The following is a 23,116-nucleotide window of genomic DNA, read 5'->3' on the forward strand; positions in this document are numbered from 1 at the left end:
CGCCCCTCCCATTCGTCAGTACACTAATAATCATGGCACGAAAGAACGGTGATGCGCGGCCGCTGCGCGAACGTGTCGCCGAGGCGGGCGGCTGGTACCAGTACCTGAACACGCGTCTTATCCGCGTTGCGGGGCCCGCCTCCGTCGGTCCCTACGAGACGACACCCGAACCGTCGCGCGCGGAGCGGGCGTGCCCGCTGTGCGGCCAGGCCATGTCTGAGCACACGTTCGACCGCTCGGGGCCGAAGCCCCTCATGCACTGCCCCTGAGCGCGCTTCTGATCAGCCCAGGCGCACGCGACCGTCGTCGTCGAGCGGCCAACCCGGATTGACCGCGATCTCCCACGGGTGGCCGTCGGGGTCGACGAAGACGCCCGAGTAGCCGCCCCACGCGGTGGGAGCACCGGGACGGGCGAGCCGCGCGCCGGCGGCCTCTGCGGCCGCCAGGACGGCGTCGACCTCGGCGGGCGTCCGGACGTTGTGCGCGAGGGTCACGCCGCCCCAGCCGCCGCCGTCGACGACGCCGGAGTCGTCCGCGAGCGCGGCGCGGCTCCACAGCGCGAGCACGGAGCCGCCCAGGTCGTAGAAGGCGACCTCGCCCTCGACGGACGACGCGTGCCGGCGCCAGCCGAGCGCCGCGTAGAACGCGATCGCACGCTCGAGGTCGGCGACGCCCAGCGTCAGGAGGCTCAGCCGTTGGGCGAAGAGCGCCTGATCAGGCATGTCCGGCCTTCTCCATCGCGCGCAGCTCCTTCTTGAGGTCCTGCACCTCGTCGCGCAGCCGCGCGGCGAGCTCGAACTTCAGCTCGGAGGCGGCCGCGAGCATCTGGTCGCTGAGGTCGGCGATCGTCGCCTCGAGCTGCCCGGCGCCCTCCGCCGCGATGCCCGACCGTCGCAGCTGCGGGGTCGGCGACTTGCCCTTGCCGTTCTTGGACCCGGCGACCTCTTTGCGCGAGAGCATCGCCTTGGTGTCGTTCGCCTCGCGGGCGAGCACGTCGGTGATGTCGGCGATCTTCTTGCGCAGCGGCTGCGGGTCGATGCCGTTGGCCTCGTTGTACGCGATCTGCTTCTCGCGGCGGCGCTCGGTCTCCTCGATCGCGTTGCGCATCGAGTCGGTCATCGAATCGGCGTACATGTGCACCTCGCCCGAGACGTTGCGCGCGGCGCGGCCGATCGTCTGGATGAGCGACGTGCCGCTGCGCAGGAACCCCTCCTTGTCGGCGTCGAGGATCGCCACGAGCGAGACCTCGGGCAGGTCGAGACCCTCGCGGAGCAGGTTGATGCCGACGAGCACGTCGTAGACGCCGGCACGCAGCTCGCTGAGCAACTCGACGCGGCGCAGCGTGTCGACATCCGAGTGCAGGTAGCGCACGCGCACGCCGTGCTCGCCGAGGAAGTCGGTGAGCTCCTCCGCCATCTTCTTCGTGAGCGTCGTCACGAGCACGCGCTCGTCGCGATCGACGCGGATGCGGATCTGCTCGAGCAGATCGTCGATCTGGCCCTTCGACGGCTTCACGACGATCTGCGGGTCGACGAGGCCCGTCGGGCGGATGATCTGCTCGACCACCCCGTCGGCGATGCCCATCTCGTACCGGCCCGGCGTCGCGGACAGGTACACCGTCTGACCGATGCGCTCCTTGAACTCGTCCCACCGCAGCGGCCGGTTGTCCATCGCGCTCGGCAGCCGGAACCCGTGCTCCACGAGCGTGCGCTTGCGCGACGCGTCGCCCTCGTACATCGCGCCGATCTGCGGCACCGTCACGTGCGACTCATCGATGACGAGGAGGAAGTCGTCGGGGAAGAAGTCGAGCAGCGTGTGGGGCGGCTCGCCGGGCCCGCGGCCGTCGAGGTGCCGCGAGTAGTTCTCGATGCCCGAGCAGAAGCCCAGCTGCTGCAGCATCTCGAGGTCGAAGGTCGTGCGCATCCGCAGCCGCTGCGCCTCGAGGAGCTTGCCCTGCGACTCCAGCTCCTTGAGGCGCTCGGCCAGCTCGTGCTCGATCGTGCCGATCGCGCGCTGCACGGTGTCGGTGCCGGCGACGTAGTGGGAGGCCGGGAAGATCGGCACCGACTCCATCTTCTGCAGCACCTCGCCGGTCAGGGGATGCAGCGTGTACAGCGCCTCGATCTCGTCGCCGAACATCTCGATGCGGATGGCGTACTCCTCGTACACCGGGATGATCTCGATCGTGTCGCCGCGCACGCGGAAGTTGCCGCGCGAGAAGTCGACGTCGTTGCGGTTGTACTGCATCGAGATGAACTTCCGGATGAGGGCGTCGCGGTCGTACCGCTCCCCCACCTGCAGCGCCACCATCGCGCGCAGGTACTCCTCGGGCGCGCCGAGGCCGTAGATGCAGGACACGGTCGAGACGACCACGACGTCCCGCCGCGACAGCAGCGAGTTGGTCGTCGAGTGCCGCAGCCGCTCGACCTCGGCATTGATCGACGAGTCCTTCTCGATGAAGGTGTCGGTCTGCGGGACGTACGCCTCGGGCTGGTAGTAGTCGTAGTACGACACGAAGTACTCGACGGCGTTGTGCGGCATGAGCTCGCGGAACTCGTTGGCCAGCTGCGCGGCGAGGGTTTTGTTGTGCGCGAGCACGAGGGTCGGACGCTGCACGGCCTCCACGAGCCACGCGGTCGTCGCCGACTTTCCCGTGCCGGTGGCGCCGAGCAGGACGACGTCGGTCTCGCCGGCGTTGATGCGGGCGGCCAGCTCGGCGATCGCCTGCGGCTGGTCGCCCGAGGGGGCGTAGTCGCTCACGACCTCGAACGGGCGCACGGAACGCGTGGTCTGCATGATTCCAGCGTAGGCGCGGCCACCGACACGGCGGCCGGCGTTCGCCGAGCGCGATGCGCGTCAGGCGGACAGGCGCTCCCACAGCTCGTCGGTGCGGCGGAGCGTGTCCTCGATCGTGCCGGACGTGTCGATCACGACGTCGGCCAGGCGCAGCCGCTCATCGTCGCCGACCTGCGAGCCGATCCTCGCGAGCGCGTCCTCCCGGGTCATGCCGCGGCGACGGACCAGCCGCTCGGCGCGCACGTCCGCCGGCGCGTGCGCGACGACCACGAGCTCCCACGGATCGTGCGCGCGCGCCTCGGCGAGCAGCGGCACGTCGTAGACCACCACCGCCGCCGGGTCGCGCGCGAACGCGGCCGCGAAGCGGCGCTGGGACTGCGCGCGCACGGCGGGGTGGACGAGCGCGTTCAGTCGGGAGAGGCGCTCGGGATTCCCGAACACCCGACGTCCGAGCTCCGCGCGGTCGAGCGCCCCGTCGGGACGGAGGACGTCGGCGCCGAACTCGGCGGCGATCGCGGCGAGCACGGGCGAGCCGGGCGCCTGCACGTCGCGGACGATCGCATCCGCGTCGACGATGACGGCGCCGTGCTCGGCCAGCCGCGCGGCGATCGTGGACTTGCCCGACGCGATGCCGCCGGTGAGTGCGATCAGAGGCATGATCCGAGCATTCCATGCCGTGTGCCGCTCGGCCGTGCACTACGCTTCGACCAGAGCCGCCGGATACCCGAGCACCGACGGAGTGCCGAGGTACCGATGTCCACCCCCGCCGTCGCCGTCGTCGTCGAGGACGACGCCGACATCCGCTCCCTCCTGTCGGCCGTGCTCGAGCAGTGCGGTCTCGCCGTGCAGACGGCAGCCGACGGGCTCGCCGGCGTCGAGCTCGTGCGCGCGCACACGCCCGTCATCACGACGCTCGACGTGAGCATGCCCGGCATCGACGGCTTCGAGACGGCGCGCCGCATCCGCGAGTTCAGCGACACGCACATCTTCATGGTGACCGCGCGCGCCGACGACGAGCACATCCGCCGCGGGCGCGAGGCCGGTGCGGACGACTACATCCTGAAGCCCTTCCGCCCGCGCGAGCTGCGGGCACGCGTGCAGGCGATCGTCGCCGCGGCCTGACGCCGGGTCAGGCGTCGGCGAGGATCACCGAGGCGTCGGAGCTCGTGGCCGAGCGCCGCGCGGCGTCCGCGGCCGCGGCGACGAGGGCGTCGAAGTCGTAACCGGTGCGGTCGGTGAGAGCGATGCCGACGCCGACGACGGGGATCGCCGACAGGCCCAGACCGCCGAAGTCTTCGAGCAGCTGCCGCTGGAGGATCCCCGCGGTGCGGCGCACGTCGGAGAACGAGGTCGTGATGAACGCGGACAGGAGCGTCGTCGGCCCGCCCTCGCCCACCAGTGAGGCACTCGGCGCGTCGCGACGCAGGATGCGTCGCCAGGCTTCGGCGACGGCGTCGGCCTCGCCGGGGCCGAACGCGACGCCGAGCCGGTGCAGATCGTCGATGCGCACCGCCATCACGCACATCGTCTCGCCCTTGCGCTGCGTGCGCTCGAGGAGGGTCTTCGCCGCCGAGCGGAAGGAATCGGCCGTGAGCACGCCGTCGAGGGCGACCTCGATCGTGTACGTGTCGCGCTGCCCGCGCAGGCCCGACTCCCCCGCCCGCAGCACGGAGGTCGTCACGACCGCCACGATCGTCAGCACGATCGTGAGCACCGACGTCGGCCCCGAGTCGAACCACGTCCGGAACACCTCGGACTCCGGGCCGGCGATGAGGAAGAAGACCGTGCGCGCGAGGAAGAACACCGCCTCCACGACCAGCACGACGGTGAGCCCGATCGCGTTCCACTGGGCGGCGAGCGCGCCGCGACGGGTCTCCAGCGCGCCGAGCGACGCGAGGACGGCGTTGCCGAGGAACATCGGCACCGCACCGGCCCAGTCCCCGCCCCCGGGGCCGGCCAGCAAGGCCGAGGCCGTTACGACGACCTCGATCGCGGCGAGGACGACCGCGGGCACGCGCAACGACCGGCGGTTGAAGGCGAGAGCCCCGAGCCAGATGAATCCGGCCGTCGCGACGAAGCCGGCGTTGCCGACCGCGACGGCGACGAACGCGGTCCGGTCGATCGACCACACCAGATAGGACGAGACGGTGATGGTGCCCGCGAGGTACGCGACCGACCACAGCCGCCCGGCGGCCCCGTCGTTGCGCAGCAACGTCTCCACGAGATAGAGCACGGTGCACACGATGATGACCAGCGCCGTGACGAGTGTGATGGTGAACAGATCGATGGTCATGGCCGCTCCCCCTCCGGCTGCAGCGGGACGCGCACTGTGAAGGTGGCGCCCGCTCCGGGCCGGCTCTGCACGAAGATCTCACCGCCGTGGGCGCGCACGAGATCGCGGCTGATCGCGAGGCCGAGGCCCGATCCGTGCGTCGACGAGTTGCGCACCGCGTCGGCCCGGAAGAACCGTTCGAACAGCATCGGCTGCTCGTCGAGGGCGATTCCGGGCCCGTCATCGCTGACCGACAGCCACGCGTCCACGCCGTCGCCGCTGACGGCGACCTGCACCGACCCGCCGTCGCGGTGGTACTTCACGGCGTTGCTGAGCAGATTGTCGACGACCTGACGGATGCGGTGGGGGTCGACGCGCGCGACGACCGGAGCGGCCGTCTCCCCGCGCACGTCGATGTGGCGCTCAGCCGCCCGGGGGGCGATCGACTCGATCGCCGCCGTGACGATGCCGACCAGATCGACGTCCTCCGGCCGCAGCACGAGCCCGACGCCGTGGCGGGTCACGTCGGAGATGGCGAGGATGTCGGTGACGAGTTCGAGCAGGCGCTCGGCGTTGCGCTCGGCCACGGCGAGGTCACGGCGAGTGCTCTCGGGCAGCTCGCCGTCGAGCGCGAGCTCGAGGTAGCCCAGGATCGACGTCAGCGGCGTCCGCAGCTCGTGCGACACGGAGGCGACGAGGTCCTCCCGGGCGCGCAGCGCCTGGACTTCCGCCGTCACGTCCTGCGACACGACGACGGTTCCGCCCGCGCCGCCGTCCAGGTCGTGCAGCGGGCGGGCGGTCACGCTGAGCGCGCGTCGGCCCGGGCCGGGCGGCCCATACCAGACGAGCTCCTTCTCGAACGCCTCCCCCCGTCGGGCCCGCGCCAGCGGCGCCCCGTCGGCGGCCACGGGCGTCTCGCCGTCGCGCGCGAACATCGGCAGCTGCGCACCGCCGTGATCGGTCGCGCCCTGCAGGCGCGCGTGCGCCTCGTTCGTGAAGACGAGATCGCCGGTGGGGGTGATGCGGATGACGCCGAACTCGACGGCGTCGAGGACCTCCGTCACGAGGTCCTCCTGCCGCCGCGCGCGCGCGACGGAGTGCTGCAGCTGACGGGCCTGCTTGTCCAGCAGCTCCCGCTGCGCGGCGCTGCGGCGCGAGGCCAGGGCGGCGATCGTCGCCAGGGCTGCGATCGTGACGGGCAGCAGCACGGTCGGAGTGGCGACGGTCTGCGTCGCATCCGACACGGTGAGCACCACGAGGAGGACCGTGATAGCGCCCACTCCCACCACGACGCCCGGGATCGCGAAGATGACGGCGATCCACATCGCCGGGAACGCCCACAGCAGGCCGATGCCCGCGGCGTCGGTGCCCTCGCGGAGGAACGCGATGGCGATGACGTCGACGATGGGGAGGACTGCCGTCGCCACGTGGGGCAGCCGCTTCCACGGAACGAGGATCGCGGCTCCCGTGGCGCCGTAGACAAGGGAGAGCCCGATCACGAAGGAGGCCTGCGCGTCGATCTGCCCGAACGTGAGCGCGGCCAGCGAAGCCACCAGGACGACTCCGGCCAGGAGCACCTGATTCAACAGGACGGTGCGGTCGCGCGTGCTGTCCTCGATGCGCGCGCGTCGCTCCTCCTCCGAGAGCCACGCCATGTCGATGACAGTAGCGGGTCTGCGACCGTCAGCCGCGCAACGCGGATGCCTCACTGCGCCAGCGCGCCCACTGCACCCAGGGGTCGCTCACCCCCGCCGCCAGCGCGGCGATGTGCGCGTCGAGCTGTGGAGACCGCCGGAACCACTCGCTCCCCGCCCAGCGCAGGTCGGCGAACTGCTCGTGCCGCCGCCGTTCGACACCGCGGTCGCCCCTCTCGAGCGCGAGCAGATCGTCGTGCCGGATGGCGGCGAAGCGCTGACGCGGGTTCGCGGTCGTGCCGATCTTCACGCGGTCGCGGTAGGCGAGGTAGTACACGACGTCGACGCGGGGCGCGGACAGGTCGTCGTCGGGCACGTCGGCCAGCCGCCACTCGCACACCGCGCACAGCCATCCGCTCGGCCATCGCACCCCGAGACGCGACCCGCACGCACGGCACGGCGTGGGTGCGACGTCGGTCACGCCGTGAGCGCGGTCGTGCCACTCGGCGACCACCGCCGCGTGATGCGCACACAGGCCGACCGGTGCGGCCGCCTCGGGCGGCTGCGGGCAGTCGGGCACGATGCACTCCACGTCGCGAGCGTAGGCGCGGCCGCCGACATCCGTCAGACGCGGCGCAGCGCGACGGCCGCGACGACGCCGGCGACGACGAACAGCGCGATCACCGCCGCAACGAACGCCGGCCACCCGACCTCGGAGAACACCCATCCGAGCGCCCAGCCGAACAGGCTCGACCCGCCGTAGTAGCCCAGGTAGTACAGCGACGACGCCTGCGCGCGCGTCCCGGCGGGGGCTGCGACGGGCGCCCAGCCCGACGCGATCGCGTGCGCTGCGAAGAAGCCCGCCGTGAAGACGACGAGCCCGGCGATGATCGCGACCAGATCCGGCACGAACATCAGCGCGAGCCCGGCGATGCCGACGCCGATGGAGCCGAGCAGCACCGGCAGCCGCCCGCGGGCGGACGCGAGGGCGCCCGCCCACGGCGAGCACACCGTGCCGGCGAGGTATGCCGCGAACAGCAGCGTCACGAGCCACGCCGGCGCACCGAACGGTGGTGCGGCGAGGTGGAAGCCGAGGTAGTTGTAGACGGCGACGAAGCCGCCCATGAGGAGGAAGGCCTGCACGTACAGCGCGCGCTGCGGCGCGGACGCGAGGTTTCGCAGCAGCCGCGTGCCGATGTGCGGGCCGCGCTCGCTGCGGACGCGGAGCGGCACGAACCCCCGCGCGCGCGGCACGAGCCACACGAACAGGGCGGCGGATGCGGCGCACACCCCCGCCACTGCCCACACTCCGGCGCGCCACTGCGCGATGTCGGCGATGGGCCCGGAGATGAGACGGCCGGCGAGGCCGCCGACGGTCGTGCCCGCGATGTAGCTCCCCGCCGCCGCGGCGGCATGCCCGGCGTCCACCTCCTCGCTCAGGTAGGCCAGCGCGACCGCGGGGACGGCGCCGAGAGCCGCGCCCTCGAGGATGCGGATCGCGAGGAACGGGACGATGTCGGTCGCGAACGGGGCGACGAGGCCGAGGAGGCTCGCCACGACGACGCCGCACGCCATCGCCGGCACCCGGCCGATGCGGTCGGCGATCACCGACCACGGGAGGACGGCGAAGGCCAGCCCGACGGTCGCGGCCGAGACCGACAGCGCGGCCGTCGCGGGGGCGACCGCGAAGTCCGCGGAGATGAGGGGCAGGACCGCCTGCGGCGAGTACAGCTGCGCGAACGTCGCGACGCCGGCGAAGAACAGTCCGGCGAGCAGGCGACGGTACTCGCGAGTTCCCGGCAGATGTCCGGTGAAGTCGCTCACCACTTCACGGTAGGCGATGCGGCGGTTGCGTCCGATCAGCCCGCGACGAGAGCCGCCGCGTCGGCGATCTCCGGTTCACCGGGGAAGTCGACGCCTCCCATCACGAGGCTCGTGATGACGAGAGTGAAGACGAGGGCGATCGCGGCGAACAGGATCGCCGCGCCCAGGAGGCTCAGGATGATGGGGAGTCGGGCTACCATGCACCGAGTCTGCCTGCGGGCGAGGCTGCGGACGAGCGCTTGCGCCGCATCCGCGGGCCCGCTAGCCGCCGCTAGCGTGGGGGCATGACCTCCGCCCTGCAGCGTCGCGCGTCCCGCGAGCCCCGTCCGGCGGGAGTGCTCGGCTGGACGGCTTTCGTCGCCGCGTGCGTCGCCTTCCTCATCGGCTGGCTCCCGGTCGCCGGCCTGGTGCTGGGCGCCGCGGCGCTCGTGCTGTCGGCCGTGGCGCTGTTCCAGCGCCGCCCCGTGTGGATGGGTCTTCTCGGCCTCATCCTCGGCGGGCTGGCCACCGTGACCGGGCTCGTCACGACGATCGGACTCGTCGCGCTGCTGAACTTGCCGACCGCGCCCTGAGACGGCGAAGGGCCGGAACCCTCGCGGGTTCCGGCCCTTCGTGCGGTGCTACGGGATCAGCGACCCGACAGCTTCTCGCGCAGAGCGGCGAGAGCGGCGTCGTCGGCCAGGGTGCCGCCCGAGGACGACTCCGAGGTGTACGAGCCACCGGCCGACGGGACGTCGGCGCCACCGGCGTTGTTCGCCTCGGCCTCGAGGGCCTTGGCGACGGCAGCCTTGTGGGCCTCCCAGCGAGCCTGGGCGGCGGCGTACTCCTGCTCCCACTTCTCGCGCTGCTCGTCGAAGCCTTCGAGCCAAGCGTTGGTCTCCGGGTCGAAGCCCTCGGGGTACTTGTACTCCCCGCGCTCGTCGTACTCGGTGACCATGCCGTACAGGGCCGGGTCGAACTCGGTGCCGTAAGGGTCGACCGACTCGTTGGCCTGCTTGAGCGACAGCGAGATGCGGCGACGCTCGAGGTCGATGTCGATGATCTTGACGAAGACCTCTTCGCCGACCGACACGACCTGCTCGGCCAGCTCGACGTGGCGGCCCGACAGCTCGGAGATGTGCACGAGACCCTCGATGCCGTCCGCGACGCGCACGAACGCACCGAACGGAACGAGCTTGGTGACCTTGCCCGGTGCGATCTGGCCGATCGCGTGGGTGCGGGCGAAGACCTGCCACGGGTCCTCCTGCGTCGCCTTCAGCGACAGCGAGACGCGCTCGCGGTCGAGGTCGACCTCGAGGATCTCGACGGTGACCTCCTGGCCCACCTCGACGACCTCGGAGGCGTGCTCGATGTGCTTCCAGGAGAGCTCGGAGACGTGCACGAGGCCGTCCACGCCGCCCAGGTCGACGAACGCGCCGAAGTTGACGATCGAGGACACCGTGCCCTTGCGGACCTGGCCCTTGTGCAGGTTGTTGAGGAAGTTCGAGCGGGACTCGGACTGCGTCTGCTCGAGGAGCGCACGGCGCGACAGGACCACGTTGTTGCGGTTCTTGTCGAGCTCGAGGATCTTCGCCTCGATCTCCTGGCCGAGGTACGGCGTGAGGTCGCGGACGCGGCGCAGCTCGATGAGCGAGGCCGGCAGGAAGCCACGGAGGCCGATGTCGACGATGAGGCCGCCCTTGACGACCTCGATCACGGAGCCGGTGACGACACCGTCGTTCTCCTTGATCTTCTCCACGTCGCCCCACGCGCGCTCGTACTGCGCACGCTTCTTCGACAGGATGAGGCGGCCTTCTTTGTCCTCCTTCTGGAGAACCAGCGCCTCGACGTGGTCGCCGACGTTGACGACCTCGTTGGGGTCGACGTCGTGCTTGATGGAGAGCTCGCGCGAGGGGATGACACCCTCGGTCTTGTAACCGACGTCGAGGAGCACCTCGTCGCGGTCGATCTTCACCACGGTGCCCTCGATGAGGTCGCCGTCGTTGAAGAACTTCAGGGTCTTCTCGACCGCGGCCAGGAAGTCCTCGGCAGATCCGATGTCGTTGATCGCGACCTGCTTGGTGGCCGGGGCGGTCGTTGCGGTAGTCATGTAGTGGGTTGTCCTATAAGGGGTTGTGTCGGGCTTCGACTCAGCGCTCCCCCGGACGGAACCGGGTTCCCGCGGCCCCGCCCGCGCAAGCGCGAACGGATGCCTCGAGCCGAAGCGAAGCGGATTGTTGTCAAGCGATGTCACTCCCGGCGAAGGCCGGGCATGCGGAACGAGCCACACGAGTGACGCTCCAGAGTATCAAACACCGGGGCCCCGCGAAATGTTCCGCCTCGCGGCGGGCGCCCTCAGAACGGCGGGTCGCCCGGCGGCGGCTCCGGCGGCGGACGGAACGTCGGCGTTCGACGCTCGGGTTCGACAAGGTAGCGGCGCCCGAGGGGCGAGATCCATTCGATGACGCCGTCCGGCCGTTGTCGGACGCCCCATCCGCCGTGGTGCTTGACGATGTGGTGGTTCTCGCAGAGCGGCGCGAGGTTGGTCAGCTCGGTGCGGCCGCCCTCCGACCACGGCACCTGGTGATCGATGTGGCACAGCCGGGCGGGCACGTTGCATCCGGGGGCGAGGCAGCGTTCGGCGCGCCATCTCACGAGCCGTCGCAGATCGGCGGGTGGACGGTAGAGGTCACGCCCGACGGAGAGGACGACTCCGGTCTCGGGGTGTGTGATCACGCGCATCCAGCTCGTCGCGACGCCGCACAGCTCACGCGCCTTCGCAAGGGGGATCGGCCCGACGCCTTCGACGCTCGCCGGCCCCGCCGAGGCGGCGAGGTCGTCGTCCAGGAGGGAGAGCGCCGGCACCGTGACGGCCACGGTCGCCCGCACTCCGCGCACCTCGTCGGGGTGCGCGGCGACCTCACCGTCGATGAGCAGGTCGCACGCGATGTCGGCTCGCAGCTGATCCATCGTGCGGTCGTCATCCGGCCGGTCGGCGAAGACGCGCGCTTCCCCGTCGAGCCGGTTCATGATCGCGCGCGCTTCGACCACAGGCACGTGCAGCAGCAGCCACCCCATGCCGTCGTCGGACGGCTCGAGGATGACCCGCCGCCGGGCGAGCGCCTCTCGGCTCCGCTGGTCCAGCGTCGCAGACCGCACCGTGTCGACGAGCGCCCGCAGCCGACGGCGGAAGGTGCCGAGCGGGCACGATTCAGCGAGCTCGAGCGCGGTGGGTATGACCACGTCCCGCAGCTCGGGCTCGACGGCGTCGACGAGCTCGACGAACAGTTCTGCGTGCTGCGCCGTCGTGCGGCCGCCGTGGAGCGCGTCGAGCGCCGCGGGGTATCTCTCGGTCAGCGCGTGTGCGGTGTGCAGCAGTCGCGCGGCGGTGTGCTCGGTGAGCTGCAGCGCGGCGGCCAGCTCGAGACGCAGCGATCGCTCGATCAGTTCGGGCGCGGCGCCGCGGAAGGGATGCGGGGAAGCCATGGCCTCGCGACGGTACTCCGCGATCCGCTCGAAGCGCTCGGCGGCGAACACGGCGAGCATCACCGAGGAGTCCTGCACCCACGCCAGCGCGTCGATGCCGGGCTCGCCGATCGTCGGGTCCCGCACCACGTCGGGTTCGGGCCCCCACTCCTCCGGCTCGCTGAACATGACCCCACGCTAGCGAGGGCCTCCGACACCGCCGGTGGACAACGAGGCGAGCGGCGAGCGCGGCGTTTCTCGGCGCAGCGGGCGTCTATCGAGCGAGGACGGCGCGGGCGGCCCGCTCCCCCGACACGAGCGCGCCCTGGATCGACGCCGTGGTGCGGTGATCGCCCGCGACGACGACCCGCTCGGCGACCCGGCGGCGCCGGAGCGGTCGCAACGGAGGTGTCTGCGCCGGGAGCGCGGCGGGGATGTCATCGCGACGCACAAGCTCCCACCGCGCCGCATCCGCTCGCCACATGCGCGCGAGCTGCGCGCGCACCACCGTCTCGCTCGGAGCATCGCGGGGATCGAACACGCACGACGCCTGCAGGAGATGGCGGCCGGGCGCCGCGTACGAGGGCGCCGTGTGCGACAGGACCGCGGAGTTGACGACCGGCCCGCTGCGCGTGCCGTCCACGCGGAGGAACGCCGACGGGGAGGGCGGCTCATCGAGCGCGAACCACCACGTCTGCAGCCCGCGCAAGACGGGAGGCGCGATCGGCACGAGCGCGCCGGCGCTCTCGGGCGACACCGCGACCACGACATCGGCCGCGCGCACGGCGTCGGCGCCCTCGACGGCGATCGTCACCGCGTTCCCCGTCGTGCTCACCCCCGTGACGCGGTGCCCGAGCCGGATGTCGGCCCCGGCCGCGCGGGCACGCTCGGCGAGCTGGTCCGGCAGTGCGCGGATGCCGCGCGCCGGCACACCGGGCGCGCCGAGCGCGAACATCCGCACGAGCAGGCGGACGAAGTTGTCGGAGGTCTCCCCCGTCGTGTCGGCGACCACGCCCGCGAGAAACGGCTCGAGCACCGCGGTGCGCAGCGGGCCGTGCAGACCGACGCGGTCCCACGCCGCAGAAAGCGTGCGGTCCTCCCCCGCCAGGACGGTGCGCGGCCCGATGAGCGCCGGAGCGAGCCATCGCGCCACCGCCAAGACCTCGCGCGGCCGCACGAGATCACTCCGAAGGGTGGCGGGCAGGAGACGTGGATGGCGGAGCGGGTGGGCGAGCGTGGCGATCGTGCGCGCGCGGGCGACCTCGACGCCGACCGGGAACGGCCGCAGCGCGAGGGCCGCGGTGTCGACGTGCCTGCGCACGGCGGGATAGGCGGGGTTCAGGACGTGGAACCCCCGGTCGACGAGGAAGCCGTCGACCGCATCGGTACGCTCGCGACCGCCCACCGCATCCCCGGCCTCGAGCACGACGACGTCGCGGCCGGCCTCGGCGAGCAGGGCAGCCGCGAGGAGGCCGGCGAGACCGGCGCCCACCACGACCACGTCATGCGACTGCACATGCCGAGCGTACGGCGTCACGACGAAGCCCCCCGCGCGGGCGGGGGGCTTCGTTCAGCGCAGACTCAGTACCAGCCGACGGACTGCGAGTGGTTCCACGCGCCGCACGGGTCGCCGTAGCGGCCGGAGATGTAGCCGAGGCCCCACGAGATCTGCGTCGCGGCGCTCGTCTGCCAGTCGGCGCCGGCAGAGGACATCTTGCTGCCGGGGAGCGCCTGCGGGATGCCATAGGCACCGCTCGGGTTGGACGCGTTGACCCGCCAGCCGGACTCCTTGTTCCACAGCGACACGAGGCACGAGAACTGGTCGTCGCCCCAGCCGCGGGAGGCGAGCATGCCGCGGGCGGTCGCCTGGGCGCCGGCCGGACTGTTGTCGCCGGTCGCCGCCACGACGGGCACCGGAGCGGAGTTGCCGCTGCCGCGCGAGACGGGCGCGGCCTTCTTCGCGGCGGCGGCCGCGGCGGCCTCCGCCTCCTGGCGAGCCTTCTCGGCGGCCGCCGCGGCCTCTTCGGCCTTCTTGCGCTCGATCGCGCCGTCCAGGCTGCCCCGCAGCGACGCGACGCGGTTGTCGACCGAGGCCACGAGCTCGGCGACGTCCTCGGTGAGCGCCGGGACGAACGGCGCGGGCAGCTCGTCGGCGTTCTCGAGCCGGTCGACGGCCGTCTGCAGCGCCGCGACGTCCACGGTCGGGTTCGGGTCGCCGACATCGAGTCCGGATGCGGCGATGTCGGACTGCACGGTCGCCGCGGCCTGCACAGCGGTGCCGGCGGCGGTCAGCGCCGCCTGGGCTTCAGCCGCCGCATCCGCCTCGGGCGTGAGGGCGGGCTGCACCTCGACCGGCGCCTGGTACGACGCGAGCGCGAACGACGCGAGCTGCGGCTGCGCCGAGGCCTGCGGCGCGGGCGCGGTGCCGGTCATCGCGGCCGCGCAGATCACTCCGAGAGCGAGCCCGCCGACGATGAGGACGGGGCGGCGGCGGCTGCGACGCTCGGCCTCGCGGCGGTTGCGGCGGGTGGGGACGGAAGACGTGTTGGTGCGCATGAAGACTGGTTCCGTATCGGGGGGAAAACGCCCTCGGGCGGGCGTCTCCGATCCGCGGAGGCGGACATAAGTCCCACAGCCTGACAGCCGTTACCTGAACGTTACCTGGACGCCTGTGGAGAACCGGGCGGAGGGAAGCCCGGTCGGATGCCGCAGATCGCACCGAAAGACCCCCGATCGCGGCGATCATGGAGAGATGAGCATGGGCATGCGCGACACCCCCGGCGGACCGTTCGTCGTGACGCTCGTCGTGGACCTGCCGATCACCAAACCCGATGCTCTGGAGGTGATCGCGTTCGTGTCGGACGGCGAGGTCGAGCACGCCCGCACCGCCTACCCCCGTGTCGGACTCGCCCCGCACGTGTGGGCCGAGGTCGCCATCCCGAAGTTCGCCGACCCGCCGCCCCTCGCCGTCGACGTCTGCTCGGACGCGTCGCTCGCGCTGGCCCGCGCGCACGCCCGCCGGCTCGCCGAGGCCCTCGAGCGCGTGGGCTGGACCATCCGCGATCCGCGGCCCGGCGAGGCGTGACGCGCCGGTCGTAGGAGTTCAGCGGCCGCTGCGGCGCGCGATCACGCCCGCGAGCATCGCGTGCAGGAGCGGCAGGACGGACACGGCCATGAGGACGCCGCCGAACACGGCGTCCTCGATCCGCAGCACCGCCCCCGCCACGAGCAGCCCCGCGAACAGCACGGCGGAGACGACGCGACGGCCCATCCGCTCGAGGTCGCGCGCGCGACGGTCGAGCTTGGGCGTCTGCACACTCACCCGGCCGTCCTCGATCCGGTCGGCCAGCGCATCGAGGCGGCGCGGCAGGCGCGCCGCGAGCGTCGCGACCGACCCCGCCTCCCGGAGGGCCGCCGACACGACGTTCCCGCTCTCCTCGCGGATGAGCCGCTGGGCGTAGGGCTCGACCGCGTCCCAGATGTTGAAGGCCGGGTCCAGCGCGCTGCACATGCCGGAGGTCAGCGACATCGCGCGCACGATCAGCAGGAAGTTCTCCGGCAGCTGGAACGGCAGCGCGCGCACCGTGTCGCCGAACTCGATGGCGAACGCCCGGAACTCGCGCGGGTCGACCTCCTGCAGCTCGGCGAAGCCCATGCCGCCGAAGCGGGCGAACAGCTGGGTCATCGCGCGCTCGAGCTCGGCGGTGTCGGCCGAGGGCAGCAGCACGCCCACGTCGCGGATGCCGTCGACCAGGCCCTTGCCGTCGCGCGAGGCGGCTGCGATCAGCGTCCGGCGGAGCCCGCGGCGCAGATTCGGCGGGACCTGCCCCATCATGCCGAAGTCGATGAACGTGAATCGCCACGTCGGCGCCCCGGGCGCCGCATCCGGACCCGGCGTCACGAACACGTTCCCCGGATGCGGATCGGCGTGGAAGTAGCCCCGGTCGAAGAGCTGGTCGAACATGACCGCCGCGAAAGCGCGGGCGACCTCGGTCGGGTCGATCCCCGCGGCCCGGAGCGCCCCGGTGTCGCTGATCTTGATCGCCGTGACGTCCTGAAGGGTCAGCACGCGACGCGTCGTGCGCTCCCACACCACCTCGGGCACGGCCACACGCGGATCGGCGGCGAAGTCGACGGCGAAGCGCTCGGCGTTCGCCGCCTCGTGGAGGTAATCGATCTCCTCGAGGCTCGTCGCGGCGAACTCCTCCACGAGCTGCGGCATGTCGACGCGGTCGCGCACGAGCTTGACGCGGCTGAGCCATCCGCCGACCTTGCGCAGCGCACGCAGGTCGACCTCGACGACCGCGTCGATGCCGGGGCGCTGGATCTTGACGACGGCGTCCGCGAAGCCGGTCTCCGCGGCGTCCTCCGGGAGCAGCCGCGCGCGATGCGCCTGGCCGAGGGAGGCGGCGGCGACCGGCGTCGGATCGACCCACGCGAACGACTGCTCGAGCGGCCGCCCGAGCTCGCTCTCGGCGAGCGCGCGGATGCGGTCGAAAGCCACGGGCGGGACCTCGTCCTGCAGCCCCTCCAGCTCCTTGGTCACCTCGGGCGGCAGCACGTCCAGCCGCGAGGACAGGAACTGACCGACCTTGATCATGAGGCCGCCGAGGTCGACCGCGAGCACGTGGAAGCGCTGGGCGATTCGCCGCATCCGGCGCGACCGGTTGCGCGCACCGATGCCGGCCAGCCCGAGCCGCGGCAGGAAGAGCTCGTACCACCACGCCTCGACGAGGTAGCGCGCGGCGAACCGCGTGATGCGGCGGTACCGAGCGCGCATCGCGTAGGCGTCGGTCATCGAGTCTCCTTGATGCCGACGCGCTGCGCGTGCGCGATCGGCGGGCGGCCGCTCAATCCTGAGCGAGGATGGAGTAGAGCTTACGGCGGGCCTCTTCGAGGACGGCGACCGCTTCCTTCACCTGCTCCGGGCTGCCGGTGCGCCCGACCTGCGCCGCGGCCTGGGCGAGGTCTAGCCCCGCCTTCGGGAGCCCACCGCCGCGCGCGCTCTCACGCGAGCCGGACGTCTCCCACGGTGCGGGCTTGTCCGCCTCCGCCTCGGCGGCGAAGCGCCCCTCGTCCGTCAGCGAGTACGTCTTGCGCCCGCCCGACTCCTCAGCCTTCAGGAGGCCCTCGTCGGTGAGCATCTGGAGGGTCGGGTACACCGAGCCGGGGCTCGGCTTCCACGAGCCGCCGCTGCGCTCGCCGATCTCGGCGATGATCTGGTAGCCGTGCATGGGCTTCTCGAGCAGAAGCGCGAGCACCGCCGCGCGCACGTCGCCGCGAGGCGCGCGCGTGCCGCCGCCGACCTTCTGGTCGAACATGGTCTTGAACTGCTCGAACGCTTCCATCAGGTTCGGGATCGGCCACGCGTCGCCGGCGCCGCCCGTGCGTCCGCGACCCGAGCCCGGGAATGCGTCGCCGAAGAACGAATTGCTCATGATGACCTCCTCGTGCCGAGCGTCGATCCGCTCAGCGATACATAACGATATATCGCTCGGATCACCTGTGACAGGGGCCCGTCGAGACCCACAGCCGACGCTCAGATGTCGCTGAAGTCGTTGCCCGGCGCCTGGATCTGCGACACGGCGTCGCCGTCGAGGAGGAGCAGGATGAACTCCCGCCCGACCTCCCCCCGGTGCGTCAAGGACGAGGTGTCGGGCACCTCGCGCGGCTGGATCGCCCACGTCGGTGCGTTGAGGTCGTCTCCGGCGTACTCCTCCCACCCGCCGGCGGCCTCGACGTCCGAGCGCGACGACCCGATCGTGATGCCCTCCGCCGTCTCGAATCGCACGCCGTCCGGCACGCCCGTCACCGCGATGGAGCCGGTGCCGCCGAGCTCAATCACGCGAACCGCCCCGAAGTCGTACCTCCGTCCCATCTGCATGCCGTTGCCCCACGGGTCCTCGATCACCGACTCGGTGGGCGCCGATCCGAGGGTGTCCGCGACCACCGCGATCAGCCCCGGCACGTCGTCGTACGACGCCGACTGCGTTCCGATCGAGATGCCGTCGAGACCGACGACGACGAGCGGCTCCTCGGCAGCGGTCGGGGTCGGCATCGGCGTCGGCGTCGCGCTCGGTGACGGTGTCGCCGCGACGGAGGTCGGCGCCGCAGCGGGCGCCTGCGCGGTGCAGGCCGCCAGGGCGAGGGCGAGCAGGGCGGCCGCCGGCGCGGCGGTCGGGCGAAGGCGCACGCTCGGAGACTACCCGTCCGATCCCGCATAGCCTGGACGCATGGCGCAGTCGTGGGAGTCCGTCCGTCGCTCCTTCGAGGCCGCGAACGTCGCACACGTGGCGACGCTCATGCCGGACGGCTCGCCGCACAGCGTGCCGGTGTGGGTGGGGGTCGAAGGCGACGACCTCGCGTTCTTCTCGATCGCCCGCTCCGTCAAGGACCGCAACATCCAGGCCGATCCCCGCGTCGCCCTCTCGATCGTCGACCCCGCGAACATGCTGAGCCACGCCGCCGTGCGCGGTCGCGTGCACCGCCGCCTCGAGGGAGCAGAGGCGATGCCGATCGTCGACCGCATCGCGCGCAAGTACACCGGCAAGCCGTACGACATCCGCACCGGGATCGCCGTCTTCCTCGTCGACCCCGTGCGCAGCTGGTCGGTGGATTACAGCGGAAGGGAATGACGCCCGCACCTCGGCGCTTCTCGTCCATGGACCACCCCACGAAAGGACCACGACCATGACGCGCATCGGCTCGAGCGACCTCGACGTCGCCCCGCTGTCCCTCGGCGGCAACGTCTTCGGCTGGACGGCGGACCGCGAGACCTCCTTCGCGATCCTCGACGCCTTCCACGCCGGCGGCGGCGACTTCATCGACACCGCGGATGCGTACAGCGCGTGGGTGCCTGGCCACACCGGTGGCGAGAGCGAGACGATCATCGGCGAGTGGCTCGCCTCGCGTCGGCCGGGGAACGTGGTGGTCGCCACGAAGGTCAGCCAGCACCCGCAGTACCGCGGCCTGTCGGCCGCCAACGTGCGCGCGGCCGCGGAGGCGTCGCTGCGACGCCTCGGGGTCGACACGATCGACCTCTACTACACGCACTTCGACGACGCCGACACACCGCTCGAGGAGACGGTCGCGGCCTTCGGCGACCTGGTCACCGACGGGCTCGTCCGCTACACGGCGGTGTCCAACTACAGCCCGGGGCGGATCCGGTCCTGGCTGTCGCTCGCGCAGGCGGCCGGCACAGCGCAGCCGGTCGCGATCCAGCCCCACTACAACCTCGCGCACCGCAACGACGTCGAGGAGGGCGTCGTGCCGATCGCCGAGGAGTTCGGGCTGTCGCTCGTCCCCTACTGCGCGCTGGCGAGCGGCTTCTTGACGGGCAAGTACCGGTCGACGGATGCGGCGGGCGGATCGCCGCGCGCGAGCGGCGCCGCGAAGTACGCCACGCCGCAGGGTCTGCGGCTCATCGACGCCCTCGAGGAGATCGGTCGCGCCCACGGCGCGTCGATCGCCACGACGGCTCTCGCGTGGCTGCGGCAGCAGCCCACGGTCGCCGCGCCCATCGCGAGCGCCTCGCGCCCCGAGCAGGTCGCCGACCTGCTGGCGAGCACGCGGCTGGACCTGTCCGCCGACGAGCTCCGCCGGCTCGACGACGTGTCGCGCTGGAGCCCCGCCGACTAGGCTCGACGCGGCTTCGGGCTCAGTACCAGTTGGTCGCCTGCGAGTGACCCCACGCCGCGCACGGCGTCCCGTACGCGCGGGAGATGTAGTCCAGCCCCCACGCGATCTGCGTGCGCGCGCTCGTGGCCCAGTCCGAGCCGAAGCTCGCCATCTTGCTGCCCGGGAGCGCCTGCGGGATGCCGGTCGCACCGCTGGAGGCGTTGTACGCGCGGTAGTTCCAGCTCGACTCCTTCTGCCACAGGGAGGCGAGGCACGAGAACTGGCCGTCACCCCAGCCGTACGTGTCGGCGGCGAGCTGGCGCGCAGTCGCCTTCGCCCCCTCGGGGGTGTTGGCGGCGGCGAGGGCCTCGGCCTGGCGCTGTGCCTCGGCGGCCGCAGCCGCCTCGGCCTTGCGCTGCGCCTCGGCCGCGGCCTGCTCCGCGGCGCGCTGCGACTTCGCGGCCTCGAAGCGCTCGCGCAGCTCGGTCACGCGCCCGGCGACGACGGAGGTCTGCGTCTCGGTGTCGGCGGCGAGCTCGGGGAACAGCAGCATCGGCACGACATCCGCCCGGGCGAGATCGTCCGCGGCGCGCTGCAGCGCGGCCGTGTCCACCGCCGCATCCGCGCCGACGTCGAGGCCGGACGCAGCGACCTCGCCGTTCAGCTCGGTCGCGTCGTCCACGGTGCGCTGCGCGGAGTCCAGGGCGTCGGTCACGTCGGCCGCCGTCGCGGTGAGGCGGTCGGCCGTCGCGAGCGCGGTGGGCACGGCCGCGGCGCCGGCGGGCGCGGCGGCGGCCGTGACGGCGGCGGCGCCCGCCGCGATCGGGGCGGACGCCGGGGCGGCGGCGAGCCCCGTGGTGGCGAACGCCGCAGCGGCGGCGCCGGCGCACACGGTGACGGCGAGAAGGGAACGGCGGAGGGCAGAGGTCGACGACGCGACGGAACGCATAGGCTTCGGGTGATTCCTCGGGTGATGCAGCGCGCACGACGGCGCGGTGCCCCTTCGGGCGGGACACGAAGACCCGAGTGTGCACGCGGTTTCTGGACGGCTCGTCGGTGTTCCCTGGACATCCCGTGTGCGCGAGCACCGCGGGCCGCGCGATGCGCGACGCCGAAAATGCCGGATCAGCGAGCGGAAAAGGTCACGGCAGCGCGAGGGCGATCTCGCGTGACCGATCCCATGGCTCGCTCCAGCCCAACCGGTCGAAGAGCGCGTCCAGGAGCATCCCGGTGAAGCCCCACACGACGTACTCGGCCTCGGGGCGGGCGACGACGAAGCCCGGTCCGCTGAACTCCCTGCCGTCTCGGCGGATGACGGTGACGCCCCGCCGCGCCGGGTCGAGGAGCTCGGCGACCGGCACGCGGAAGACGGCCGCCGACTCGGCCTCATCGACCACGCCGACGCGGCTCGGGCGGCGCCACCATCCGAGGACCGGGGTCACCAGGTGCCGGGAGAAGGCGAGCGGGACGGGCGGGAGCGTCCCCAGGACGTCGACGCCGGCCGGGTCCAGGCCGGTCTCCTCCCGTGCTTCGCGCAGGGCGGTGGCGACCGGGTCATCCTCGCCCGGATCGGCGCGGCCGCCGGGGAAGGCGACCTGGCCCGCGTGCGAGCGCAACGTCGCGGCCCGAGCGAGCAGCAGCACGTCGAGGTCGCGCGACACCGCCGGATCGGCGGCGTCCCGGTCGGCGGCGATCGCGTCGAGGACGCCGAACAGCACGAGAATGGACGCCGCCCGCGGGTGCTCGACCGTCGGCAGATCAGGCACGAGGGCGGGACCGGCCGCCTCGGCGAGCGTGCGCAGCTGCGCACGCGCGTCCGTCGGCCGGTCCGCCCCCGTCGGACTCACGGACGCTGCGAGCGGTAGTACGCGAGGAGCGCCTTCGTGGAGGCGTCCTGCGCGTCGAGCGCGGCGGCGTCGCCTTCGATCGCCGGGGCGATCTGCAGCGCGAGCTGCTTGCCGAGCTCGACGCCCCACTGGTCGAACGAGTTGATGCCCCACACGGTGCCCTGTGTGAACACGATGTGCTCGTACAGCGCGATGAGCTGGCCGAGGACCGCCGGTGTGAGCGCCGGTCCGAAGATCGAGGTCGTCGGGCGGTTGCCGGGGAACGTGCGCGCGGCCACGAGGGCGCCGGTCGTTCCCTCCGCCTCGACCTCCGCTGCGGTCTTGCCGAAGGCGAGGGCCTTGGTCTGCGCCAGGAAGTTCGCGAGGAACAGCCCGTGCACGTCGCGGCCGCCGTCCTCCAGCGGGTAGGCGGGTCGCGCGAACGCGATGAAGTCCGCGGGGATGAGCCGCGTTCCCTGGTGGATGAGCTGGTAGAACGCGTGCTGGCCGTTGGTGCCGGGCTCGCCCCAGAACACCTCGCCGGTGTCGGTCGTGACCGCGGAGCCGTCCCAGCGCACCGACTTGCCGTTGGACTCCATCGTGAGCTGCTGCAGGTAGGCCGGGAAGCGATGCAGCTGCTGGGCGTACGGCAGCACGGCGTGCGTCTGCGCGCCCAGGAAGTTCGTGTACCACACGTTCAGGAGCCCCATGAGCACCGGCACGTTGCGCTCGATCGGCGTCGTGGCGACGTGCACGTCGACCGCATGGAACCCGGCGAGCAGCTCGCGGAACGCATCGGGACCGAGCGCGATCGCGAGCGACAGCCCGATCGCGGAGTCGACCGAGTACCGACCGCCCACCCAGTCCCAGAAGCCGAACGCGTTCGCCGGATCGATGCCGAACGCCGCGACCTTCTCCAGCGCGGTGGACACCGCGACGAAGTGGTGCGCGACGGCGTCGGTGCGCGCCGCCTCGGCGTCGCGGATCGCGCCCTGCGCGATGAGGCGCGCCCACAGCCACTCCCGGGCGAGGCGCGCGTTGGTGAGCGTCTCGAGCGTCGTGAAGGTCTTCGACGCGACGATGAACAGCGTCGTCTCGGGATCGAGGTCCTGCGTCTTCTGGGCGACGTCGGTCGGGTCGATGTTCGAGATGAACCGCGCCTCGATGCCCGCATCGGCATACGGCCGGAGCGCCTCGTACACCATCACCGGTCCGAGGTCGGAGCCGCCGATACCGATGTTCACCACATGGGTGACCTTCTTGCCGGTCACGCCCCGCCACTCCCCCGACCGGACGCGCTCGGCAAACGCCGACATCGCATCCAGCACGGCGTGCACGTCCGCGTCGACATCCTGGCCGTCGACCTCGAGCGCGGGCTGCTCGCCACCGGGGCGGCGCAGCGCCGTGTGCAGCACCGCGCGGTCCTCGCTCGTGTTCAGGTGGACCCCGCGCAGCATGTCGACGAATCGCGCTGCGACGTGCGTCTCGGCGGCGAGGTCGACCAGGGCGGCGAGGACGTCGTCCGTGACGAGGTTCTTCGACAGATCGACGTGGAGATCGGCCAGCGGCAGGCTCAGCTTCTCGACGCGCTGCGGGTCGGCGGCGAACCAGCCGCGCAGGTCGGGCGAGAACGACTCGCGGAGGGCGGAGAGGCGCTGCCACGCGGGCGTGCGGGTGGGGTCGACAGGTGCGGTCACGGTCTT

24 protein-coding genes are annotated in these 23,116 nt (G+C 72.1%); 6 read left to right on the forward strand and 18 right to left on the reverse strand.

Annotated elements, in window-relative coordinates:
• Window positions 1–32: 32 nt before the first annotated feature.
• A complete protein-coding gene (locus EI169_RS10235; RefSeq protein ID WP_125132232.1) occupies window positions 33–269 on the forward strand; it encodes a hypothetical protein in 237 nt (78 codons plus the stop codon).
• A gap of 12 nt (window positions 270–281) precedes the next feature.
• On the opposite strand, the gene EI169_RS10240 is transcribed toward EI169_RS10235, so the two are convergent.
• The 3 genes from EI169_RS10240 to coaE are packed head-to-tail and all read right to left on the reverse strand — an operon-like array spanning window position 282 to window position 3,453.
• On the reverse strand, window positions 282–722 hold the full coding sequence (locus EI169_RS10240; RefSeq protein ID WP_125132233.1) for a VOC family protein: 441 nt from the start codon (window positions 720–722) through the stop codon (window positions 282–284).
• Entirely contained in the window at window positions 715–2,796 is a 2,082-nt protein-coding gene (uvrB, locus tag EI169_RS10245; RefSeq protein WP_125132234.1) for an excinuclease ABC subunit UvrB, read from the reverse strand. The genes EI169_RS10240 and uvrB overlap by 8 nt, the downstream gene beginning before the upstream one ends.
• 60 nt (window positions 2,797–2,856) lie before the next feature.
• Window positions 2,857–3,453 (reverse strand): dephospho-CoA kinase, encoded by a 597-nt coding sequence (gene coaE, locus EI169_RS10250; RefSeq protein WP_125132235.1) that lies wholly within the window; start codon window positions 3,451–3,453, stop codon window positions 2,857–2,859.
• Between the two features lie 96 nt (window positions 3,454–3,549).
• Here coaE and EI169_RS10255 point away from each other — a divergent pair, with 96 nt between their 5' ends.
• The gene (locus EI169_RS10255) at window positions 3,550–3,918 is read left to right on the forward strand and encodes a response regulator (RefSeq protein WP_125132236.1); all 369 of its coding nucleotides are present in this window, start codon (window positions 3,550–3,552) and stop codon (window positions 3,916–3,918) included.
• A gap of 7 nt (window positions 3,919–3,925) precedes the next feature.
• On the opposite strand, the gene EI169_RS10260 is transcribed toward EI169_RS10255, so the two are convergent.
• The 5 genes from EI169_RS10260 to EI169_RS16600 are packed head-to-tail and all read right to left on the reverse strand — an operon-like array spanning window position 3,926 to window position 8,726.
• Complete coding sequence (locus EI169_RS10260; protein WP_125132237.1) at window positions 3,926–5,089, reverse strand: hypothetical protein; 1,164 nt, start codon at window positions 5,087–5,089, stop codon at window positions 3,926–3,928.
• On the reverse strand, window positions 5,086–6,723 hold the full coding sequence (locus EI169_RS10265; RefSeq protein WP_125132238.1) for a PAS domain-containing sensor histidine kinase: 1,638 nt from the start codon (window positions 6,721–6,723) through the stop codon (window positions 5,086–5,088). The genes EI169_RS10260 and EI169_RS10265 overlap by 4 nt, the downstream gene beginning before the upstream one ends.
• A gap of 28 nt (window positions 6,724–6,751) precedes the next feature.
• Window positions 6,752–7,294 carry a GIY-YIG nuclease family protein gene (locus EI169_RS10270; protein ID WP_125132239.1) on the reverse strand — a complete coding sequence of 181 codons (543 nt, stop codon included), beginning with the start codon at window positions 7,292–7,294 and terminating at the stop codon, window positions 6,752–6,754.
• Window positions 7,295–7,326: 32 nt separating this feature from the next.
• Entirely contained in the window at window positions 7,327–8,526 is a 1,200-nt protein-coding gene (locus EI169_RS10275; protein WP_125132240.1) for an MFS transporter, read from the reverse strand.
• Window positions 8,527–8,561: 35 nt separating this feature from the next.
• Window positions 8,562–8,726: a hypothetical protein gene (locus EI169_RS16600; RefSeq protein ID WP_164515484.1), complete on the reverse strand. Its 165-nt coding sequence runs from the start codon at window positions 8,724–8,726 to the stop codon at window positions 8,562–8,564.
• Between the two features lie 84 nt (window positions 8,727–8,810).
• Here EI169_RS16600 and EI169_RS10280 point away from each other — a divergent pair, with 84 nt between their 5' ends.
• Window positions 8,811–9,098 (forward strand): hypothetical protein, encoded by a 288-nt coding sequence (locus EI169_RS10280; protein WP_125132241.1) that lies wholly within the window; start codon window positions 8,811–8,813, stop codon window positions 9,096–9,098.
• Between the two features lie 56 nt (window positions 9,099–9,154).
• On the opposite strand, the gene rpsA is transcribed toward EI169_RS10280, so the two are convergent.
• From rpsA to EI169_RS10300, 4 genes are all read right to left on the reverse strand, one after another.
• Complete coding sequence (rpsA, locus tag EI169_RS10285) at window positions 9,155–10,615, reverse strand: 30S ribosomal protein S1 (RefSeq protein ID WP_125132242.1); 1,461 nt, start codon at window positions 10,613–10,615, stop codon at window positions 9,155–9,157.
• A 245-nt stretch (window positions 10,616–10,860) separates the two neighbouring features.
• Window positions 10,861–12,159, reverse strand: coding sequence for an HNH endonuclease signature motif containing protein (locus EI169_RS10290; protein ID WP_240640402.1), 1,299 nt, complete (start codon window positions 12,157–12,159; stop codon window positions 10,861–10,863).
• Window positions 12,160–12,244: 85 nt separating this feature from the next.
• The gene (locus tag EI169_RS10295; RefSeq protein WP_125132243.1) at window positions 12,245–13,486 is read right to left on the reverse strand and encodes an FAD-dependent oxidoreductase; all 1,242 of its coding nucleotides are present in this window, start codon (window positions 13,484–13,486) and stop codon (window positions 12,245–12,247) included.
• A gap of 65 nt (window positions 13,487–13,551) precedes the next feature.
• On the reverse strand, window positions 13,552–14,526 hold the full coding sequence (locus EI169_RS10300; RefSeq protein WP_205783776.1) for a lytic transglycosylase domain-containing protein: 975 nt from the start codon (window positions 14,524–14,526) through the stop codon (window positions 13,552–13,554).
• A 196-nt stretch (window positions 14,527–14,722) separates the two neighbouring features.
• Between EI169_RS10300 and EI169_RS10305 the strand changes: the two genes are divergently transcribed.
• Window positions 14,723–15,055, forward strand: a complete 333-nt coding sequence (locus tag EI169_RS10305) for a hypothetical protein (RefSeq protein WP_125132244.1) — start codon at window positions 14,723–14,725, stop codon at window positions 15,053–15,055.
• A gap of 18 nt (window positions 15,056–15,073) precedes the next feature.
• Here EI169_RS10305 and EI169_RS10310 read toward each other — a convergent pair whose 3' ends face one another.
• From EI169_RS10310 to EI169_RS10320, 3 genes are all read right to left on the reverse strand, one after another.
• Entirely contained in the window at window positions 15,074–16,768 is a 1,695-nt protein-coding gene (locus EI169_RS10310; protein WP_125132245.1) for an AarF/UbiB family protein, read from the reverse strand.
• Between the two features lie 52 nt (window positions 16,769–16,820).
• Window positions 16,821–17,318 carry a PadR family transcriptional regulator gene (locus tag EI169_RS10315; protein WP_240640733.1) on the reverse strand — a complete coding sequence of 166 codons (498 nt, stop codon included), beginning with the start codon at window positions 17,316–17,318 and terminating at the stop codon, window positions 16,821–16,823.
• Window positions 17,319–17,509: 191 nt separating this feature from the next.
• Window positions 17,510–18,163: a hypothetical protein gene (locus EI169_RS10320; RefSeq protein WP_125132247.1), complete on the reverse strand. Its 654-nt coding sequence runs from the start codon at window positions 18,161–18,163 to the stop codon at window positions 17,510–17,512.
• 40 nt (window positions 18,164–18,203) lie between these two features.
• On the opposite strand from EI169_RS10320, the gene EI169_RS10325 reads away from it, so the two are divergent.
• Window positions 18,204–18,605: a TIGR03618 family F420-dependent PPOX class oxidoreductase gene (locus tag EI169_RS10325; RefSeq protein ID WP_125132248.1), complete on the forward strand. Its 402-nt coding sequence runs from the start codon at window positions 18,204–18,206 to the stop codon at window positions 18,603–18,605.
• Window positions 18,606–18,660: 55 nt separating this feature from the next.
• A complete protein-coding gene (locus EI169_RS10330) occupies window positions 18,661–19,608 on the forward strand; it encodes an aldo/keto reductase (RefSeq protein WP_125132249.1) in 948 nt (315 codons plus the stop codon).
• Between the two features lie 19 nt (window positions 19,609–19,627).
• On the opposite strand, the gene EI169_RS10335 is transcribed toward EI169_RS10330, so the two are convergent.
• The 3 genes from EI169_RS10335 to pgi all read right to left on the reverse strand — a co-directional run bounded on the left by EI169_RS10335 (window position 19,628) and on the right by pgi (window position 23,110).
• A complete protein-coding gene (locus tag EI169_RS10335) occupies window positions 19,628–20,536 on the reverse strand; it encodes a phospholipase (RefSeq protein ID WP_125132250.1) in 909 nt (302 codons plus the stop codon).
• Between the two features lie 193 nt (window positions 20,537–20,729).
• Window positions 20,730–21,353, reverse strand: coding sequence for a CoA pyrophosphatase (locus EI169_RS10340; RefSeq protein ID WP_240640734.1), 624 nt, complete (start codon window positions 21,351–21,353; stop codon window positions 20,730–20,732).
• A 77-nt stretch (window positions 21,354–21,430) separates the two neighbouring features.
• A complete protein-coding gene (pgi, locus tag EI169_RS10345; RefSeq protein ID WP_125132252.1) occupies window positions 21,431–23,110 on the reverse strand; it encodes a glucose-6-phosphate isomerase in 1,680 nt (559 codons plus the stop codon).
• Window positions 23,111–23,116 lie beyond the last annotated feature (6 nt).

The sequence above is a fragment of the Microbacterium sp. 10M-3C3 genome (assembly GCF_003931875.1).
Lineage (GTDB): Bacteria > Actinomycetota > Actinomycetes > Actinomycetales > Microbacteriaceae > Microbacterium.